At 39.0% G+C, this 1,586-nt stretch carries 1 protein-coding gene and 1 pseudogene; both read right to left on the reverse strand.

What is annotated here, in order from left to right:
* Nucleotides 1–238, reverse strand: a pseudogene (locus F6K37_RS41605) (glycosyltransferase family 4 protein); the annotation flags it as partial.
* A gap of 23 nt (nt 239–261) precedes the next feature.
* Nucleotides 262–1,149, reverse strand: a complete 888-nt coding sequence (locus F6K37_RS41610) for a glycosyltransferase family 2 protein (RefSeq protein WP_287257114.1) — start codon at nt 1,147–1,149, stop codon at nt 262–264.
* Nucleotides 1,150–1,586: the final 437 nt, after the last annotated feature.

Consider the following 1,586-nt stretch of genomic DNA (forward strand, 5'->3'; position numbering starts at 1 on the left):
CTAGCTGAATTAAGGAATTGGTAAAGGCGTGAGTGGATGCTTGAGCAAGATCTGGGTGGAAGCGATCGCGTAAACTGGTGAGCAGGTTTTTGGGTAGATAGTTGAGGGGAGATTGGGGAGTAATCCAAGCGTCTGTAATCAGGTGAGATAGATTACCCTGTTGATGTAGGGATCTGGGGATTGCGTAATGTTCTCTTGCTCCGATTTGACAGCAGATCCAATGTTTTTGTGTTGACACTTTTGGCTTACAAAGAAATAAGTTCAGACAGTTTCTATTTGTGACTTACTACTAGACAATTTACGACTTAAACGCAATGTTTCAATTCCTACAGTCTGACGTTCATTACGATATTTCCACATAATGTCAGGGATTTGCAGTAAACCTTGTTGAATACCTCGCCAACGACCTATGCTTGCAGCATACTTGACTCGGTTGAGAACCTGTAAAACTCCTAATGGCCATGCTTGAGCAGGATACCGTAGATATGCAAGCAAAGCGGTATTGGCAATATGAGCTGCGTTGATTGGCACGCTACCATGGTGTTTCAGATCGGTGTCATGATAAACTCGTAGGGATGCTGTATTAAGTATATTCCAGCCTGAGTCTAATAGTTGTAAGGCAACATCAGCTTCTTCCATTCCGTAGGCATAACGTAAGGGCAAGTAGCCACGAGTGTTCAAAAAAGCCTCACGACGTATGAGACAAGCACAATTTTGGAAGCAGGCGATTTCACCGATTTTACTGTCTGTAGGTACAGAATTCATACCAGGTCTAACTTCCTGTGCAGAGAGTACAGCGGCTTCCGGATGGGCTGCAAATAAATCAGCTGCGATTTGAAAGTAATTTGAGTCTAGAGGCCAAGAATCATCGTCAAAACAAGCAATTAGAGGAAAACTGGCTTTACGAATAAGCAGATTTCTACCACCTCCAGGTCCTTGAGTTGTATTACTTTGAAACCAATGTACTGGCGATTGAGAAAATACTTGCCTCAGACATTGCTCTGTCTTTTGATCTCCAGCATCTATATGAACCAGGATCTCCGCCGGACGTGGTGAACAATTCAAAATATACTTAAGTGCTACCAGCAATACAGTTGTGCGTTTCCAAGTAGGAATAACAACTGAAATTGGGAGAGTTTTTTCACACATTGAGTTCTCTATAGAAAACCACAGATTTTGCTTAATAGTAAAATAATTTTAGGATTTTTGTGAAATGGGTATCTTTTCTATTACTGACATTAGATGTTTCTGTAACTACCCAATAATTTTATTTATCTTAAACACTTTCCGCCTCAAGCGTGGCTTCATAACATTAAATTCTTCATGAAAAATAAATAGCAATCCTATTAAAGTGCCAAATGCTCCGACAGAGAACAAATTTCTGTAATGTTGTAAGCGAAATTGGGTAAATGGATATGAATAAGAGTTTAAATTTTGAAGAAAAGGTTTTTTACCACAGAAATGAATTAAGGTTGGTTATTTTATATTTTTAGGTGGAAACATTGAAGGGCTAAAAAAACGTTTTCTACTTTTTTCTTTAGAGTGATCCACTACTATATATTGTAAATCAGCAACAGAAATAGACA

The sequence above is a fragment of the Moorena sp. SIO4E2 genome (genome assembly GCF_010671945.1).
Classification (GTDB): Bacteria; Cyanobacteriota; Cyanobacteriia; order Cyanobacteriales; family Coleofasciculaceae; genus Moorena; species Moorena producens.